Source organism: Paenibacillus sp. TSM33, assembly GCF_056099025.1.
The window spans coordinates 66,269-85,214 of sequence record NZ_JBLZXB010000003.1 but is presented as its reverse complement, the minus strand read 5'-3'; the positions used below and the strand labels follow the sequence as shown (position 1 = coordinate 85,214).

At 45.7% G+C, this 18,946-nt stretch carries 13 protein-coding genes; 7 read left to right on the top strand and 6 right to left on the bottom strand.

All coding sequences use genetic code 11. From position 1 onward, the window contains the following. Positions 1-37: 37 nt before the first annotated feature. From ACN6NF_RS01080 to lacZ, 5 genes are all read left to right on the top strand, one after another. Positions 38-1,852: a cache domain-containing sensor histidine kinase gene (locus ACN6NF_RS01080; protein WP_474314373.1), complete on the top strand. Its 1,815-nt coding sequence runs from the start codon at positions 38-40 to the stop codon at positions 1,850-1,852. Positions 1,853-2,197: 345 nt separating this feature from the next. Further along, entirely contained in the window at positions 2,198-3,487 is a 1,290-nt protein-coding gene (locus ACN6NF_RS01075; RefSeq protein ID WP_474314372.1) for an ABC transporter substrate-binding protein, read from the top strand. A gap of 101 nt (positions 3,488-3,588) precedes the next feature. Further along, entirely contained in the window at positions 3,589-4,485 is an 897-nt protein-coding gene (locus tag ACN6NF_RS01070) for a carbohydrate ABC transporter permease (RefSeq protein ID WP_474314371.1), read from the top strand. Continuing rightward, positions 4,482-5,306: a carbohydrate ABC transporter permease gene (locus tag ACN6NF_RS01065; protein WP_474314369.1), complete on the top strand. Its 825-nt coding sequence runs from the start codon at positions 4,482-4,484 to the stop codon at positions 5,304-5,306. The genes ACN6NF_RS01070 and ACN6NF_RS01065 overlap by 4 nt, the downstream gene beginning before the upstream one ends. Positions 5,307-5,357: 51 nt before the next feature. Further along, complete coding sequence (gene lacZ / locus ACN6NF_RS01060) at positions 5,358-8,402, top strand: beta-galactosidase, LacZ type (RefSeq protein WP_474314367.1); 3,045 nt, start codon at positions 5,358-5,360, stop codon at positions 8,400-8,402. A gap of 95 nt (positions 8,403-8,497) precedes the next feature. On the opposite strand, the gene ACN6NF_RS01055 is transcribed toward lacZ, so the two are convergent. The 3 genes from ACN6NF_RS01055 to ACN6NF_RS01045 all read right to left on the bottom strand — a co-directional run bounded on the left by ACN6NF_RS01055 (position 8,498) and on the right by ACN6NF_RS01045 (position 11,489). Continuing rightward, positions 8,498-9,313 (bottom strand): alpha/beta fold hydrolase, encoded by an 816-nt coding sequence (locus tag ACN6NF_RS01055; RefSeq protein ID WP_474314365.1) that lies wholly within the window; start codon positions 9,311-9,313, stop codon positions 8,498-8,500. A gap of 229 nt (positions 9,314-9,542) precedes the next feature. Further along, entirely contained in the window at positions 9,543-10,481 is a 939-nt protein-coding gene (locus ACN6NF_RS01050; RefSeq protein WP_474314362.1) for a YwqG family protein, read from the bottom strand. Positions 10,482-10,595: 114 nt separating this feature from the next. Further along, complete coding sequence (locus ACN6NF_RS01045) at positions 10,596-11,489, bottom strand: AraC family transcriptional regulator (protein WP_474314360.1); 894 nt, start codon at positions 11,487-11,489, stop codon at positions 10,596-10,598. Between the two features lie 130 nt (positions 11,490-11,619). Between ACN6NF_RS01045 and ACN6NF_RS01040 the strand changes: the two genes are divergently transcribed. Continuing rightward, complete coding sequence (locus tag ACN6NF_RS01040; RefSeq protein ID WP_474314358.1) at positions 11,620-13,878, top strand: beta-L-arabinofuranosidase domain-containing protein; 2,259 nt, start codon at positions 11,620-11,622, stop codon at positions 13,876-13,878. Positions 13,879-14,097: 219 nt separating this feature from the next. Here ACN6NF_RS01040 and ACN6NF_RS01035 read toward each other — a convergent pair whose 3' ends face one another. Both ACN6NF_RS01035 and ACN6NF_RS01030 read right to left on the bottom strand, forming a co-directional pair. Continuing rightward, the gene (locus tag ACN6NF_RS01035) at positions 14,098-15,246 is read right to left on the bottom strand and encodes an RDD family protein (RefSeq protein ID WP_474314355.1); all 1,149 of its coding nucleotides are present in this window, start codon (positions 15,244-15,246) and stop codon (positions 14,098-14,100) included. Beyond that, positions 15,230-16,096 (bottom strand): LysR family transcriptional regulator, encoded by an 867-nt coding sequence (locus ACN6NF_RS01030; protein ID WP_474314354.1) that lies wholly within the window; start codon positions 16,094-16,096, stop codon positions 15,230-15,232. Before ACN6NF_RS01030 ends, ACN6NF_RS01035 begins: the two co-directional genes overlap by 17 nt. A gap of 134 nt (positions 16,097-16,230) precedes the next feature. Here ACN6NF_RS01030 and ACN6NF_RS01025 point away from each other — a divergent pair, with 134 nt between their 5' ends. Beyond that, the gene (locus tag ACN6NF_RS01025; RefSeq protein ID WP_474314353.1) at positions 16,231-17,220 is read left to right on the top strand and encodes a zinc-binding dehydrogenase; all 990 of its coding nucleotides are present in this window, start codon (positions 16,231-16,233) and stop codon (positions 17,218-17,220) included. An 86-nt stretch (positions 17,221-17,306) separates the two neighbouring features. On the opposite strand, the gene ACN6NF_RS01020 is transcribed toward ACN6NF_RS01025, so the two are convergent. After that, a complete protein-coding gene (locus tag ACN6NF_RS01020) occupies positions 17,307-18,698 on the bottom strand; it encodes an MATE family efflux transporter (RefSeq protein ID WP_474314350.1) in 1,392 nt (463 codons plus the stop codon). Positions 18,699-18,946: the final 248 nt, after the last annotated feature.

The window sequence follows — 18,946 nt, the reverse complement described above, 5'->3', positions numbered from 1 at the left end:
AGCAAGCGCATATCTGCCAGCAGAAAAGAGATCGAATATGAAAAGATATATCCACAAGATCAAATATCAAGGTCTGTTCTTCAAAATCTTTATTGTTATGGTGGTCAGCATCACTGCGGTGTCGTTGCTGACCTCTTTGGTGACGATTCGAATGTCTGAACGACTATTCGCTGAAACATTCAGTATTACGAATGCCAAGGTGCTTAGCCAGATTCAATCCAGCTTTGAATCCTTCAATGATTCTATCGTGAATGCTGTAACCCACGCTTCGGAAAATGGAACCGTCAAAAACTATTTGACTGGCGGCCAATCTGACTCGATTAATTCGGCAAGGATCTACTTCGGTATGGCACAGCAAATGAGGCAAATTAAATCGAACGTCGATGCTTATGATGTCGGTGTTGCTGTAACAGGGATGAACGGTCGGAGCTTTTACTCCGACTCGTCCTATTGGCCCGTAACTGCCGAACAGCTTAAGAACAGTGCCATTACAGCCCGAAGCGTGGCACGGCCGGCACAGCTTATGTACCAGATGGATACGGAGTTGTTTCATCAACAAATGAATAGCACCGCACAAAAGCCATCCCCCTATATTATTGCCTCCAAAGTATTTATGGAGCGCACCAGCGGTACCATGTACGGTATGATCTACATTGCCATACGAGAGCCGGAATTTCGGCGTTTTTATAACAATTTCACGAGCAACGGTAATGATGTGCTGATCTTGGACAAATCGGGACTGATTGTATCGAGCAACCGTCAGGACCTGATCGGACAACGCTCCAGTGAGCTACTGGGCTATGCCACCAAAATCAATGAACAGGGACTAAACTATATTAATGCGGATGTGATGAATAAGGAAAGTATCGTTCTTTCCAACTATATCCCTTCATTTGATTTTTATCTGGTGAACATGATCGATAGACAAACCGCGGTTGGGCAAATTATTGACGTTAAATCTGTTGTATGGATCTGCATCGCCATCGTACTGATTGCTTTGGTGATTGTTTTTCTGATTTCTCGTCGCCTGATTCGTTCTTTGACTCGGTTGGTCAAGCAAATGTCGACGATACGTGAGAAAAATTTTGATAATTATATCCCGGTTACGGGCAGCTACGAGGTCAGACAGCTAAGTCATGCTTACAACTACATGCTCGATGAACTAAATGATTATATTCGTAAGCTTTTAGAAACCCAAAAAGGCCAACGAAATGCAGAGCTTGCTGCACTACAACGGCAGATCAATCCACATTTTCTGTACAATACATTGGCTTCAATCAAAATGCTGGTACTCAAAGGAAACAAGGAAACCGCCGCCGAGACGATTAATGCTCTCATTTCCTTGCTGCAAAATACAATCAGTAATGTGAGCGAAACGATCACCATCGAGCAGGAAATGGCCAACATGCAAAATTATGTATTTATTAATCATGTGCGTTATGGGCAGCGGGTACAGGTAAATTATTTTGTATCACCCGATTGTCTGGAGTATCATGTGCCCAAGCTTATCATTCAGCCTTTTATCGAAAACTCTTTTTTCCATGCGTTTAATGAGATAAACACAGGACACATCTATATATTGGTGTCGAAAACAGAGGATACATTGATCTGTGAGGTGGTCGACGATGGAGACGGTATGGATTTGGACGGGCATACAGCGCAGGACGGATTGCCGAATCCCAAGAGCAAACGCCAACTATTTACGGGCATCGGCATCCAGAATGTGCACAATCGCATTACTCTTTTATATGGAGAAGAATATGGTGTGACCATTTCCAGCAAGAAGGGCGAGGGCACCAAAGTAAGAATGACACTGCCACTGATCGTAAAACCCGCTCCTCCTACCCCATAAAAAATATAGGCTGAACTAAACAAAAAAGGTGGAACAAGAATGGAGTGGGCGGAATGGTGCTAGCCATCTAGACACAACAGCGATGGGAAGCACCATTCGGCCGCGCAGTGGCGCTTCGTGGAAACCTTTAGTTCAATCTATAAAAAGTACCTAAGTCTAAAGAAAGTACAAATGTAAGCGGTACCTTTTTTGATAAATCATAATAATAAGACCAATCTGTATAAAGATATTCCTAACTGCCAGCAAAGCAAGGATGATAAACTAAATTCATAAACAAGGTAACCGCTTTCAAAAAAAGTTCTACATGGTTAGCCACATATAAAAAAAGAGTAGGGGTTGAACAAAATGAAAAAAATGTCTTTCCTTCTGCTGATCGCAAGCTTGATCTTGCTATCCGCGTGCTCCAGCAATTCTGAGAAAGCAGCTACGACCACAGATTCAGGCAAGAAAGAAATTACAGTCTGGGCTTGGGACCCGAACTTCAATATCGCAGCCCTGAAGCTGGCAAAAGATCGTTATGTTGCCAAACATCCAGATGTAACCATAAACATTGTTGAATATGCTCAAAACGATATCGTTCAAAAAATGAATGCCGGCCTCAACTCCGGTTCTACTAAAGGATTGCCGAACGTGGTTCTAATTGAGGATTACCGGGCACAGAACTTCCTGCAAGCCTATCCCGATTCTTTCCATGATATGACTAATTCGATCAAAGCATCCGACTTCGCTGATTATAAAATCGGGCCGACCAGCTACAATGGCAAGCAGTACGGAGTTCCATTCGACTCCGGTGTAATGGGATTGTATGTAAGAACGGATTATCTGGAACAAGCTGGCTACAAAGTAGCGGACTTGACCAATATTGATTGGGACAAATTTATTGAAATCGGTAAAGCTGTAAAACAAAAAACAGGCAAAGATATGCTGACTCAAGATCCGAATGACCTCGGTCTAATCCGTGGCATGATCCAAACTGCAGGTTCTTGGTACCTGAAAGAAGACGGTAAAACACCAAATCTGGCTGGTAATCCGGCTCTGAAAGAAGCGCTCTTGACGTACAAATCCTTGTTCGACGCCAACATTGTTAAAATGAATGCCGACTGGAGTCAATTCTTGGCCGCATTCAACAGCGGTGCAGTTGCTTCTGTACCTACAGGTAACTGGATTACGCCTTCGATTAAAGCTGAAGCTTCGCAATCCGGTAAATGGGCTGTAGTTCCTTTCCCTAAACTGAAAAATATACCTGAATCCGTGAATGCTTCCAGCCTCGGCGGCAGCTCCTGGTATGTCCTCAACTCGGACGGTCAAGATACCGCTGCTGATTTCCTGAAAGAAACATTTGGTTCAGATACAGAACTGTATCAAGATATGCTGAGCAAAATCGGAATTGTCGGTTCATTGAACGCAGCTTCCAGCGGTAAAGCTTATGACGTGGAAGATGCTTACTTCGGTGGCGACAAAGTATACAAGAAGTTTGCTGATTGGACTAAACAAGTTCCAAAAGTCAATTATGGCCTGCACACTTATGCCATTGAGGACATCATGACTGTTGAAATTCAAAACTACCTGAACGGAAAAGATGTAGATACAGTTCTGAAGGACGCTCAAGGACAAGCGGAAGCACAGCTTAAATAAGACAGTCCATCTAGCCAAGGCTAAACAATAAAACGATAAGCACTTAAAACCTTGGGCTTGCGAGTTCAAGGTTTTAATGTTGCATAGGGAGTTGACATGGTATGAAAACAGCCGCGCCCAAAATGACTACAACACGTATCAAAGCAGGTATGACAGGATGGTTGTTCATATCCATCGCAGTGATCATGATTGCCGCTTTTTATTTCTATCCGATGATTCAGGCGCTGATCTTATCCTTTAAAACGGGTACAGGGTCTAATCTGAGCTTTAACGGCATTGATAACTACAAGCGTCTGTTCACCGATAAAATGTTCATCACCGCCGTGAAGAATACGTTTATCTATTTAATTTTCCAGGTACCTTTAATGGTCATTCTGGCTCTGTTCATTTCCGTATTATTGAATGATAAAAACCTGAAATTCAAAGGCTTTTTCCGCACCGCCATCTTCTTGCCGTGTATCACATCCCTTGTAGCCTATTCGGTTGTTTTCAAGTATTTGTTCTCATCTGACGGTTTGGTAAACTCCTTGTTGCTGAATCTGCACGTGATTGGCACGCCAATCCAATGGATTACAGATCCTTTCTGGGCCAAAGTAACGATTATTATCGCGATCACATGGCGCTGGACAGGGTACAACATGATCTTTTACCTGTCGGGTCTTCAGAACATTGACAGTTCCATCTACGAAGCGGCCCGCATTGACGGAGCTTCCCCGATCCGGCAGTTTTTCAGCATTACCGTTCCACTGCTTAAGCCGATTATCCTGTTCACCTCAATTACATCGACGATTGGTACACTTCAGCTCTTCGATGAAATTATGAATATTACGAAGGGTGGACCAGGTAACGCGACATCTTCTATTTCGCAATATATTTATAATCTGTCCTTCAAGTATTCATCCGACTTTGGTTATGCGGCAACCGTATCTTATTCCATCGTCATTATGATCATTATCTTGTCGATCATCCAGTTTAAAGTGGCAGGTGAGAAAAAATGATGAAAACAAAAAGAGCATTTACGTACGCCTTTCTGATTCTTGTGTCATTCATTTCGGTTTTCCCGTTCCTGTGGATGCTATCCAGCTCCACGAACCTGTCAGTCGATGTGACCAAAGGCAAGCTTCTGCCTGGCTCTCATTTGATGGATAACATGCACAATCTGCTGGAACAAGTAGACATCGTTACTGCACTCAGTAATTCTGCAAAAGTTTCTATTTCAACGACACTACTGGCTATGCTCATTGCATCACTGGCTGGCTATGGCTTTGAAATTTACAGAAGTAAAGCGAAAGACGTTGTCTTCAATATCCTGCTGATGTCGATGATGATTCCGTTTGCGGCAATCATGATCCCGCTTTACCGGATGTTCGGCAGCATTTCTAACGTGATACCGTGGGTCGGCATTGATACGCTCTCTTCTGTCGTTATTCCGACCGTAACTACGGCGTTCCTGATCTTCTTTTTCCGTCAAAGCACCAAGATGTTTCCTAAGGATCTACTGGAAGCTGGCCGGATGGATGGATTATCCGAGCTGGGTCTGTTCTTCCGGGTGTATATGCCTACGATGAAAACAACCTATGCCGCTGCCGCAATTATCACGTTCATGTCCAGCTGGAACAACTACCTCTGGCCTCTGATTGTACTGCAAACGCCAGAAAATCAAACCATCCCGCTGTTGATCTCGAACCTCGGCTCCAGCTATGCACCGGACTACGGCGTTATTATGATTGCCATTGTTCTGTCCACATTGCCGACTGCACTGGTATTCTTCCTGATGCAGAAGCACTTTGTCGCAGGTATGGTCGGCTCGGTAAAATAATAGATTTCTGTATACGGTCTTCATTCAATTTAAAAATAAGGAGTGTTCGCCTTGACCATTCATACCCCTAGTCTGGACTGGCTCACCGATGTAACCAAATTCGCGGTAAATCGCTTGCCTGCCTATTCCGATCATAAATATTACGCCACGCTTCAGGAAGCAGAACACCAGGCCGATATGGCCTGGCGTCACAGCCTGAATGGGAGCTGGAAGTTCAACTATGCGACGAATCCAGCCACTCGCCCAGCAGAATTCTATGCCCCTGACTTTGAATATGGCGGCTGGAGCGATATTCAGGTGCCGGGTCATATTCAGATACAAGGCTTCGGCCAAATGCAGTACGCCAATACGATGTACCCGTGGGACGGACATTCGGATGTTCGCCCACCTCATATTCCACAAGACCACAATCCGGTCGGAAGCTATATCAAAAGCTTTGTTTTACCCGAAAATATGGATTCTGACGCGCAGCCTGTGTTCATTTCTTTTCAAGGTGTTGAGTCGGCTTTCTATGTATGGCTGAACGGACAATTTGTCGGTTACAGCGAGGACAGCTTTACACCGTCTGATTTTGAACTGACACCCTACCTGCAAGCTGGCGAAAACAAGCTGGCGGTCGAGGTATATCAAAGAAGTACGGGAGCTTGGCTGGAGGATCAGGATTTTTGGCGTTTTTCCGGCATTTTCAGAGACGTATATTTGTACACGATCCCTACTGTTCACGTACGCGACCTGCATGCCAAGGCGGATCTGGATGCTACCTACACGCAGGGCCTGCTGGAACTGAAACTGACTTTGGAACAACCAGCAACGGCTTATACAACTGTCGATGTGAAGGATGCCGCCGGTCATACAATAACTTCTTTAAAAGCTGACTTTACAGATGGCATCGCTTCGCTGTCGGCAACCTTGGAGCAAGTAGAGCGCTGGAGCGCAGAAAAGCCTTATTTGTACACATTGTTCATTCAAATTTACGATGCTGATGGAACACTCGTTGAGGTGATCCCACAAAAGGTCGGCTTCCGTAAATTCGAGATGGTGAACAAGGTCATGCATCTGAACGGCAAACGCATTGTGTTCAAGGGTGTGAATCGCCATGAATTTAACGCTCGTACCGGACGTGCAATTTCCCGTGAAGATATGCTGTGGGATATTCGGACACTCAAGCAGAACAATATGAACGCTGTCCGTACCTCTCATTACCCGAATCAGACACTGTGGTATGAGCTCTGCGATGAATACGGGATATACGTGATTGACGAAATGAACTTGGAAACACACGGTTCCTGGCAAAAACTCGGCGCAGTCGAGCCTTCGTGGAATATTCCGGCCAATCTGCCGGAGTGGCAGGATATCGTTATGGATCGCGCCATTTCCATGCTGGAACGGGACAAAAACCATGCATCCATTCTGATCTGGTCTTGCGGAAATGAGTCGTATGCAGGTGAAGTGCTGCGCAATGTCGCTAACTATTTCCGGTCCACCGATCCGAGCCGTCTGGTACACTACGAAGGCGTGTTTCACAATCGTACGTACGATGATACCAGCGATATGGAGAGCCGGATGTACGCCAAGCCCGCTGATATCGAGCAATACTTGAACGACAATCCACAAAAGCCGTATATCAGTTGCGAATACATGCATGCGATGGGCAATTCCGTGGGCGGCATGCACAAGTATACCGAGCTGGAGAACAAATACGAGCTGTATCAAGGCGGTTTTATTTGGGATTACATCGATCAAGCGGTCATGAAGAAAGATCGCTACGGACGCGAGTACCTCGCGATCGGCGGCGACTTTGACGACCGTCCAACAGACTATGGTTTCTGTACGGACGGAATTGTCTATGCGGACCGGAAGGTTTCACCAAAGATGCAGGAGGTCAAATTCCTGTATCAAAATCTGAAGCTCATCCCGGATACCAAAGGTGTGACCATTCGCAATGAAAACCTGTTCGAGGGAACAGGGGACTATGAACTGGTATACAGCCTGTTGCATGAAGGTCAAGAGATCACGCGAAATGTGAGTCATGTAGATGTGGCGGCTCAGACCGAAGCCTATATTCCATTGACGTTCCCAAGCACAGACGAGAAGCCTGGGGAATATGTCATTCACACGGCGCTTGTTTTAAAGGAAGCGACGCTCTGGGCTGAGGCTGGGCATGAAGTGGCCTTCGGGCAGCATATTTTCATTGTGGAAGATCCAAGTCCGCTAAAAGCTCCTACAGGTGGAGCCCTACGAGTAGTACATGGCGATGTAAATATTGGCGTTCACGGTGCAGATTTCAGCATCATGTTCTCCAAAGGAGCAGGTAGCCTGACTTCACTTCGCTACGCCGGATGTGAGATGATCGCTACGCCTCCTGCTCCATTATTTTGGCGGGCAACCACTGACAATGATCGGGGAACCGCACTGGGTTTTGAAGCTGGTGGCTGGTTCGCTGCAAGCCTGACGCGTAAATGTGTGGGTATCGAGGTCACAGAAGAGCAGGCAGACCGTGTGACCATTACGTTCCGCTACACCCTAAGCATTCATGCCGACGTACAGGTAACGGTAGCCTACACCGTCTTGGCGGATGGCAGTCTGAACGTAAAATCCACCTATGAAGGTGTATCGGGACTGCCTAACCTGCCGATCTTTGCCCTTTCGTTCAAGGTTCCAGCGGACTACCGCCATCTGGACTGGTATGCGATGGGACCAGAGGAGAATTATATCGACCGTGCCTTCGGTGCTAGACTCGGCGTATTCCGCAACGAAGCTGCGGATAACGTGTCCGGGTATGTCGTGCCACAGGAATCCGGCAATCGTACAGGCGTGCGCCGTGTCGATATTACGGACGATTCCCAGCGGGGCATCCGCATTACCGCACCTGCCACCGCGCCGGTGGAATGCAATATTTCGCCGTATACAGCGTTCGAGCTGGAAAGCGCATACCATGTGTATGAGCTGCCGAACGTGTATTACACCGTTGTCACCGTTGCTGGCAAGCAAATGGGCGTAGGCGGCGACGACAGCTGGGGTGCTCCAGTACATGAGGAATACCAAATCCCAGCCGATCAAAAGCTGGAATTCGAGTTCACCGTGCAGCGGATATAAATAAACTGCCCGCATAGGCAAGTATATATAGCAAAAGCCCTTCCGCTACTTCCCTGATGGAAAGCCGGAAGGGCTTTTGCATTTTATCATTCCAATCATACTGTCTCTGTTACTCTTTCAAGCCACTCACGCATAAGTGACTCAAATAATAGAGCCTGTTCAATCTGAAGATTATGCCCTGCTCGATCTAAAACGGCGAAGGTTGCTCTAGGATAATTATCTAAAATTCTAAAAGCATCTATGTAACCAACGACTGCATCTTGTCGTCCAAGAGTAAATACTGTTGGTTTATCAAAAACTAATTTATCTATATTGGTGGAAAATCCATAGTTTCTTTGAATCTTGCTAAGAAAATCATAGTCAGCTATCTTACAACCTGCCACGATCTCTTCAGAATACCTTTTCCAATTATATTCATTGAGAACGACTTGATTTGCACTAAAATCACTTATTTGCTCTTCACTTAAGGTGCCCATAAACTCGCGATCACAATGAACAACAAAATGCTCGGGCAGTATTCTTTTTTTGTGTTCAGGAATAATTAATGGACAAATCAGAGCAGCTCCACCAATACGATCTTTATGTCTATTAATTATTCCCCTTGTAATATATCCACCGTACGATTCGCCTGCTATGAGATAATCTTCGTCTGGGACAAGAGTTTCAATAAAATTTATAACTGCTTCTAGCATATCATCTGAATTACATATTTGATCGTAATCCTTTGTTTGTCCCATTCCAGGCAAGTCAAGATAGATACGACGCCAATCGGAATTACCTTCAAATATCGGTTCCATGCACCCACTCATTAACCGATGGTCTGGTGTAAAACCATGGATCATTATAATCGGTTTGCCTTTACCAATTTCCTCGTAATATATATTGGCATTCTTGACTTTACAATATGGCATATAGACCCTCCAAAATTGAGTTATTTATAATATTCTTACACCAAAGAAGAATCTACGTTGTTTTATCAAAAAAACCAGATCTCCGGTTCGTTTTGATTATATACTCATATATAACACATGTAAAGAACACTTGTTCCCTTTTCTTGTTTCTGGAGTTAAACTAACCTGCCCGTGAGCTTAATGGAGCAACGTCCCTTTAATACTTTATTTTCCCAGTATAGAACTTTAGCTAGCTCGTAGCCAGATTGACATACGTTTGCGTGAAGTCAAGGTTTTGCAAGTCTCTTTGATCTATAAAAAACTCCAAATACCCTGCGTCCCACCAGCACATACCGACCTCATTCAAGGATGATACAGAGAGCAGAACATGCCAATTTTCCGAAGCTTGATCGTGCTTTCCCCGATTCGCCTGGTATTCTTGCAGCTGAGGCAGCACTTCAGATCGTAACTGCTCCGCATACTCCGTACTTCCCCTATGCATAGCTTGCTCGGCTTCCTGGTGGATCTGACTCTCACTCTTATGCCAGTTAAATAGAAGACCCTCTAGCCCGTTTCGGCACAGATAAGCATCCCGGCGAGTGTTCCCGGCAAAAGATTGATGCTGCCCCCACACCGTGTCACTTTGTTCACATACAAGCTCATACAACTCTTCGTATTGATCTACAAGAATATCTCCTAGCTCACCCTCCGACCGAATGGTAATAATCGGCTGAAAGGAAATGGCATACGCGGTGAAATCTCGTTGCTCTGCCGACACCTCTACGCGCCCAGCGGGCGGTAATGTTTTCTGCAAAGCGCTGCTATCGCCGTTATAGTAAAAGATTTTATGGTCAATATCATAAGCTGGCTCATCCAGCCCAAGAAAAAAGTATAGTATACCCTGATGAGGCAATCCCTCAAATGGTGAAAAAGGCAACTCACTTAGATTGATCTGAGCAATAAACGTATAATATTCCCCGTCTGAATTACATGGCCACTCGATCGAAGGCGGCAGATCTGGATAACCGGCGATCCGACTATTTCCAACGTGTTCATAGTTTTCCTCATGCTCTAGATGAAATTGTATAGCAGCTTCGGCTTCCTGATAGATCTCTTCTTTTAACTCATCATCAAGTGAATGCTCTTCGAGTATTCGAGTCAGTTCTTCTTTTAATGGTGATTGCAGCATACCACTCGCCCCTTTTAACAAAGTATTATGTATTGCACTCTCATTCAATCTCTCTTAAATCAGATTATCAAATTATAGTCTGATAAGCCATGCCTGCTGTAAAGCGGAAATGGACTAGACATTGTTCATAAATGTTTTGTGATAGGCATTCCGGTATTGCGAGGGAGTCATATGGATTCTCTTTTTGAACAATCGCATAAAATACTTCTCATCCGTGTATCCCGCTTCCTCCGCAACCTGCTTAATGCTCATATCTGTACGGGAAATCAATTCCTTCGCTTTGTTGATTCGAATACTGTGAATGAACTCCAAGGGGCGCATGCCCGTATTTTGCTTGAATAAACGAGATATATAATCCTTGTTGTAATTGAACTTCCGAGCCAGATCGGTCACGGTCAGCGGTTCCTCAGCATGAATTCGAGTCCACTCGATAATTTTGTTCATGCTCACATTCCCCTGTGAATGGACAGGATTGGAGATCAAGCGGCTGAGGGCCAGTTCAGATATCTCGATCAGCAGTGAGGTGAACAAATAGTTAGCACTGTGATATGTAAGATAATGTGAGTTGGCGACATGCAAAATTTGATTGACAATAATATGAATCCGATCTCCATTATCTGCCTGTACGCTTTGCGGTAAATAGATATCGCGCATTACGCCATGACGCTGCAAAAGCCCGTCCATAGCACTTGTTTCCTGCTTCATTTCCTCACTAGATAATACATTCGGGGTCGCAGGCACATCGAAGTGAAACCAATAAAATTTAACCCCCGGCAACGATTCCATGTATCCTCGGTGCGTACGACCAGGGTACAGCAATAGAATATCTCCTTCCCCTACTTCAAAATCCTCCTGTTCCTCCCGTATATATACTGTCTCTTGGACACCCAGGATCAGCTCAAAGTTCTCAATGGAACGGCTCATATGCTTCCATGGCACCTCGGAAACGAACTCGCCTGCCGAGATCAGTTGGATCGGAACATCTACATTCACTTTCAGATAGGTCATGTTATCGCCTCTTTAGATTCATGTTCGGATTTGTCCACCTATTGTATGGTTAAGCTACTGACATACCGCGGTTGCAATGCTAATGTAGTGGAGAAATATACACTTTCATCTTAGCTAAGGAGCGATGATTTTGAAAGCACAAGCTTTTGACTTGCATAAAGTAAGCATTGATTCCGGCCCACTTTACCACGCCATGGAGCTGAATACGACCTATCTGCTGAGTTTGGAACCCGACCGTTTATTGTCACGTTTTCGTGAATATGCGGGACTGAAGCCCAAAGCGGCTCATTATGAGGGCTGGGAGGCGCGCGGCATCAGTGGACATACACTTGGTCACTACCTGTCTGGCTGTGCACTAATGTTTGCCTCTACAGGCGACAAAAGACTGCTGGAACGAGTAAACTATGTGATCGATGAGTTGGAAATATGTCAAAACAGTCATGGAAACGGATACATTTCTGGTATCCCGCGCGGGAAAGAGATTTTTGAAGAGGTCAAAGCCGGAGATATTCGTTCCCAGGGCTTTGATCTTAACGGAGGCTGGGTACCGCTATATACGATGCACAAGCTCTTTGCAGGCTTGCGTGATGCCCACCTGCTCGCTCATCATCCCAAAGCATTAGCGATGGAAATCAAACTCGGCGACTGGCTGGAGGATGTATTCCAAGGACTGAGCCATGAGCAGGTGCAACAGGTACTCCATTGCGAGTTTGGCGGCATGAACGAGGTGCTGACCGATCTGGCGGAACATTCTGGAGAGACACGCTTTCTGAATCTGGCGGAACGCTTTTATCATGGAGAAGTGCTGAATGATCTGGCAGACAGCCGCGATACGCTGGCAGGACGACATGCTAATACACAGATTCCTAAGATTATTGGTGCAGCACGGCAGTTCGAAGTGACAGGCAAACCTCTATATGCGGACCTCTCCCGCTTTTTCTGGGATCGGGTGGTTCACAAGCATTCCTACGTAATCGGCGGCAATAGCTATAATGAACATTTTGGTGAACCTGGCAAGCTAAATGACCGTTTGGGCGAAGGCACCTGTGAAACCTGCAACACCTACAATATGCTGAAATTAACAAGACATATGTTCGAATGGGACGCGTACGCAGCTTATGCCGACTACTATGAACGAGCAATGTTTAATCATATTCTGGCTTCACAGCAGCCTGTAGATGGACGTGTTTGCTATTTTGTATCGCTGGAGATGGGTGGACACAAGTCCTTTAATTCTCAATATGAGGATTTTACATGCTGCGTCGGGTCCGGTATGGAGAGTCACTCTATGTACGGCACTGCGATTTATTTTCACTCAGCAAATACAATCTATGTTAACCAATATGTCCCTTCTACCGTGACGTGGGATGAGATGGATGTACAGCTCAAACAAGAAACTCTCTTTCCGCAAAATGGGCGAGGAACGCTGCGTGTCATAAGCAAGGAGCCCAAGTTCTTCACGATCAAGCTAAGATGTCCGCACTGGGCGGAGCAGGGTATGATGATTAAGATCAACGGGGAAGAGTATGCCGCAGAGGCTTGTCCTACCAGCTATATTGTAATTGAACGGGAATGGAACGATGGAGATACGGTCGAGTACGATATTCCTATGACAGTAAGAGTTGAGGAAATGCCAGATAATCCGCGTCGGATTGCCTTCATGTACGGTCCACTTGTGCTGGCTGGAGATCTGGGTCCTGTTGAACAGGAGTCCAACGAGGAACATCTGCTGGCATCTGTTCTGATCGGATCGGCTGATTCCCTGACAACCAAGCTGACTGCTGACGGAAACGAGCCTAATACATTCCATCTAAACGACCTGGGCTATATCGGGGACTTGCAACTTCGTCCGTTTTATCAGATCTATGATCGTTCTTATACCGTCTATTGGGATCTCTTTTCCAAGGAGGAATGGGCATCAACGGAGGCAGAATACCGCACCGCGTTAGCGTACCAACTAGAACTGGAGCGACGTACAGTGGATGTTGTACAGCCTGCCGAAATGCAGCCTGAACGGGATCATGCCTTTACTGGCGAACATGTAGGCTTGGGGTCTATCTATAACCGCAAATATCGCGATACATGGCCTGGGGGCTGGTTCTCTTTTGTCATGAAGGTGCTCCCTGATGAGCCTGTCCAATTAGCAGTGACCTATCTGAAGGACTCCGACCGCTCTCATCGTGACTTTGACATCATCGCAGATGGTCAGAATTTGGGAGAAGGCAAGCTGGAATCCGAGGAAATGAATAAATTCGAGACGTTTGCCTATGAGTTGCCTCTGTCTGTGACGAGCCACAAAAATGAAGTGATAATTCAATTCAAAGCCCATCCACAAGGCAAGGTGGCGAAAGTGGCTGGATTACGAGTGATCAGACATTCTATTGTATGATCAAATTATCTATATAAATCTACGATAACGCCACTACGCAGGCGGATAGTGCTTCCCATCGCCACCGCTTCGCTTCTACAGCGCTATTCCGCCTAATCCGTTTTGATGTCCATCTTTTAAATCCAGCTTAAATACAAAAAAAACAGATGCTCCTATGAGCTATCTGCTTTTTTTGTTTACCCTAATAACTTCGAATATAGTGGCTGCTTCATGTTCACTTTACATGATGTTCATTTCACGGAAACTGTCTCTAATCTTGCGTAGCTCTTGCTGGGCTCGACCGTATCGGGAAGCGTAGGTCCAAGCAAGCACTTGATGATAATGCGAAGGCGTTTCAATCGTGGTCACATTATACATGATCGGAATCCCGTCCACTTCTCCTTTTAGGGTGAATTCAATGGCTGGGTATCCATTCACCAGCCTGTCGGAGGCCAGCCCCAATTCGGGATCCGTAATTCCTGACACCAAATGATCCTCAATAATCCCTTTATATTCTTGAAGGGTCATACTGCTATCAAAGTCGCTTTTCGGTTCAGACAATACAATCAAATACCTATCGGTAAATTCATTTTTAATGGAAATATCCGCTTCCTCATTAATCCCATTATCTCTTGACCAATTCCACGGAGCCGTAATCGCAAACTGGTTATCCTTACTGATAAATACCTCTGGCTTCACGATTTGAGTGATAAGCGTAGAAATTAAGGATACAGCCAAGACAATCGAAGCGATCGTCATCAGGATGATTGCTCCTGCAATAATTCCGGTTTTCTTTCTGCCTACCTTCCCCAAATCCCGTACCTTAACTACATATGTATTGGCGACCATATCTCCAATTCGTTGTTTCCGAGGTGTCACCAGCACACAGATGCCGGCGGGCAGCCCCCAGAAAAGCAGCGGATTCGTATCCACCAGATGTATGAGCGTACGGATCAACGATTTAATCATGCCTGGCGGCCTTCCTTCTCCATTCACAACCTGAATACGAAGTACAAACTTGCCCAGCGTATAGCCTGTAAGTCCTTCCAGTAACAGATAATAGCAGAAAGAGCCAATCAAGAACAGAATTAATACCATGCCCAGATTTGGAGTTTCCGTTTCAGATAGTTTCTTAGTTGCGAAATAAACCAGCCCTCCATACCCAAAGACGATAAGAATGAAGTCAATCATCCAGGCGGCCCATCTTCTGAAAAAGATAGAGGCTCCGTATGTCTCTGATAATATCGCCATCCTATCTGGTTCTCGTCGTTGATAGCCGCCATTCCTCACAAATTCCTCCGACACTGCTGTAGATGAATTTTTCGATAAATGATGTTCTTCCAAATGATACACCCCTGATGTCAATTTAATCCTAGTTAAGTATAGCATCCTTTTTCATCCAGTGGAGCAAGCCTAACAGCGCACTGGAGTAAGCCGAATCACGCCGATGAACAAACCATACCTCTAATTTACGATAGGTTTCGGGTAAACGGTGCGAAGCAATACTTCCCGCCTCCTCTGCCTTTACAATTGACGAGTATGGAAGCATAGACACCCCCAGACCAGAGGCTACACCACCTAAAATGACTTCCAATGTTCCGAATTCCATAATCTGATACGCATCCACACCTGAATCGTTCAGAAAGTTCTCTGCTCTTGTCCGATGTGTGCAACCTACATCAAAGAACAGCATAGGCTTGGCAAGCAACTTGCTCATATCCCTTTCTCCCGGTTCCGAAATAAGCACCAACTCCTCTTCAAAAGCCGAAATATGCTCTATATTCGAATCATCGACAGGGCCATAGACGAATGCCCCATCTAATTCGTAATTCAATACCTTTTGTACAAGAGCATGCGTCCCCCCGGTCATAAGTGACAGATGCACATCAGGGTATTGAGCGTGATATCCCGTCAATAAAGTCGTGAGATGTGTAACCGCCGTCGTCTCAATCGAGCCCAGTCGCAACGGTCCCGCAGGCTGATCCGAATATTGAGTAGACTTCTCTGCCTCGTCGAGCAAGGTCAGTATGGATTCTGCATACTCCAGCAGATTCTCTCCTGCCGACGTTAGCGTCATTCCGCGGTTAGATCTGCGAAATAGCGGTACGTTCAATTGTGCCTCAAGCTGCTGAATCCGCGACGTTACATTGGACTGTACATAGTTCAACACTTGCGCAGCCCTTGTGATACTGCCCTCGCGAGCAACAGCCCGAAAAATTTTCAAATCACTGCTTTCCATATATACATCACCTGCTTGGTATGATCATTTATGATACTGACGTTCGATTTTGTTCATTTTACCGGATGCTTGCCGCTCTGTACAATTCAAAGTACATGCAAATGCATCTAAAATCGATCACAGGAGGCTTTAAAATGAAAGCTGTAATACATACCGGCAAAAACGGTCTTGAGGGCCTGATGTATAAGGACGTTACGGTCAGACATCCGGGGCACGGCGAAGTGAAGGTCAGACTCAAAGCCGCAGGCTTGAACCATCGGGATCTGTTCCTCATGGCGGATCGAACCGCCAACGATGCTCCACTCATTCTCGGATCGGATGGAGCAGGCGTGATCGAAGCTGTGGGCGCTGGCGTCCCAAGCTCGCTGGTTGGCACTGAAGTAATCATCAATCCATGTATCGGATGGGAAAAGGCGCACCTCGTCCCCTTGATTCCTGCCATTCTGGGCGGTCCTTCAGACGGAACATTGTCCGAATCGGTTATCATTCCCGTTCAAAATGCAGTCAGCAAGCCAGCTTACCTGTCTTGGGAAGAAGCAGGGGTACTGCCTCTGTCTGCCTTGACCGCTTACCGCGCTCTCTTCACCAGAGGCCAATTACAGCAAGGGGATCATGTGCTCATCCCCGGTATTGGCGGCGGGGTAGCCACGTATGCCATGCTCATGGCTTTAGCAGCGGGCGCACGGGTTAGCGTCACATCACGTAGCGAAGTCAAAAAGCAAGCTGCCCTCGCCCACGGCGTTCATCATGCATTCGACAGTGATAGCGATTGGAAAGAAAGTATGAACGGAGATACCGTGGATCTGATCCTTGATAGCATCGGACCCGCTACGTTCGATAAATACCTGGATGTCATCAAACCGGATGGTCGAATCGTTACATTTGGCGCAAGCTCAGGAGATCACATAGAGATTCCGCTGCGTTCTATATTTTTCCCACAGATTAGCATCATCGGTACCTCTATGGGCAGCAGCGAGGAATTCGCAGATATGCTCCAATTCATGGAACGTCATTCCCTTCATCCCATTATAGATAGCGTCTTCCCTCTACAAGATACGGCGCAAGCCTTTTACCGTATACAGCAGGGAGCTCAGCTGGGCAATATAGGGATCAGACTGGAATAATGCGTACGTAACCATATGCGTCTAGAAAAAAATCCACTACTATAAAGTGCCTCATCCTGAGGACAATTTTATAGTAGTGGATCTATTCAGTCGATCAAACGGTGCTGAACCCATTTGTTGCCGCGGAAGCGCCAGAGGAAAACGATCCCCCGCACCCCCCATTCAATATCCATGGCCAGCCAGACACCCACAATTCCCAAATTGAACACAATGCCCAAAACATACCCGAGCACTACCCGGCACAACCACATGGACAGCATCGAGGTGAGGGACGTAAATTTAGAATCACCTGCTGCCCTAAGCGCAGAGGGTGTAATAAAGGCGATCGACCAGAGTGGAATCTGGGCCAACGTATTAATCAGCATGACCATAAAAATGTCATCTACAATTTCAGCAGGCGGATGAAACAGCCCTACCATCGGCTTAAACAAAGGCATTAGGATCAGCCCCATTAGAATAAATGAAGCGGACGACAGCCAAATAAATGATTTGGTAAACTTGCGGGCATCGTGTACATTTCGACGCCCCATGCATTGACCGACCACGGTTACAATCGTAAGAGCCAGAGCATTCGCAGGAATTTGGAACACGTTAGCTAAGGAGGAGCAAATAGCATTCGTCGCCAATGCATTGGTCCCCAGGTTCACAATGAAAATTTGGGTTAAAATTTTACCCCCATTGAAAAACATCTGTTCCGCTGCAAAAGGAAGACCAATAAACAGGATCTTTTTAAGCATAGCCAGATTAAAATAAAGCATATCCCTAAGCTGAACACGCAAGTCGTCATCTACCCTGACCAAATAAATCAGCGCGCAGGCAGCCCCTGCATATCTGGACACATTGACTGCAATCGTCATACCCAGTACACCCATATCCAACAAGTTAATAAATACAACATTCAGCAGCACGTACGAAAGGTTCATGATAAGCGAAAGAGCCAGCGATGCCCTCGTCTTGCCAATCCCTCTCAGCGCCCCACATACCGCTTCAACAATTGCAATCCCTACAAAGGACATACAGCTTCCCAGCAGATACACCTTGCCGTTAGCCAATACGTCAGGCGAGGCGGAGCCAAACAGCACACTTAAAATTGGATTGTACAACACGATCATAAACAGACTGATGCATAAGGCCAGCAAGGAAACGGAGGATATGGTACCGGAGGTTGCTTTAGAGACCATAAGGTCATTACCGCTCCCCTTATACTGCGCCACAACAACTGTTCCCCCGGTAGACACAGCCACAAACACATTAATTAGAAAAATATTTAATGAATCAATCATATTTACAGCACTAACCGCCGCCATCCCCGACGAACTGATCATTGCTGTGTTCACCAAATTAAGACCCACGATAAAAGCCTGATCAATCAGAAGCGGGATAAACAGGGCAATAATCTGCCGATAATCAATAGACTCTCCTGAAAAATGCCTATTCAGAAAGCCATGCGTTCTCATCCTTACACTCAGTTGACTCATATCATCACATTCTTTTTATCAAATTGAAAAAAAACCCTTCGGCAGAAGAGTCTTTCATGGCGAAAAAATGTATAAAGTTGCAAGGCTAGATGTCTCCGGCTCTTGATTCTGTACACTTTTCTCTACATAGAAGTATCACTCTAAAAGAAAATTCTGTCAATGGATTTGCTCACATTTGAATAGAAAAAAACATAAAAACCCGCTCAGCTCAGTGAACAGGTTTTTATGCGGCATGACCATGTTATAAA